This is a genomic window from Rahnella perminowiae (assembly GCF_019049755.1).
Taxonomy (GTDB): Bacteria; Pseudomonadota; Gammaproteobacteria; order Enterobacterales; family Enterobacteriaceae; genus Rahnella; species Rahnella perminowiae.
Window position 1 is genome coordinate 1 of record NZ_JAFMOS010000031.1, and the last position, 391, is coordinate 391.

The 391-nt window shown below is 34.5% G+C and carries 1 pseudogene; it reads left to right on the forward strand.

The features are described from left to right. Positions 1–391 (forward strand): annotated as a pseudogene (locus J1785_RS00145) (hypothetical protein); the annotation flags it as partial.

Sequence of the window (391 nt, forward strand, 5' to 3'; positions counted from 1 at the left end):
TGTAACATTCTACACTTCCAGGATGGTTTTAGAAGCGTTAGGTGTTTATGACTTTGGTTTGTATAGCGTTGTTGGCAGTATAATTATCTTATTTTCATTTATCCAAAACGTATCTGCTTTAGCAACTCAGAGATTTTTATCCGTAGGTCTTGGAAAGAACGACTATACTTGGACTAACAAGGTTTTTAATACAAGTTTTTTAGTACATTTAACTATTTGTGTGTTTGTTCTTCTTTTTGCGGAAACAGCTGGATTATGGTTTATTTTACATAAAATGAATATACCAGTTGACAGAGTGGTGGACGTCTTTTGGGTATATCAAATATCAATTGTCTCCCTACTTTTTCAAATAATGCAAACACCTTTCATGGCTGCCCTGATAGCCTTGGAG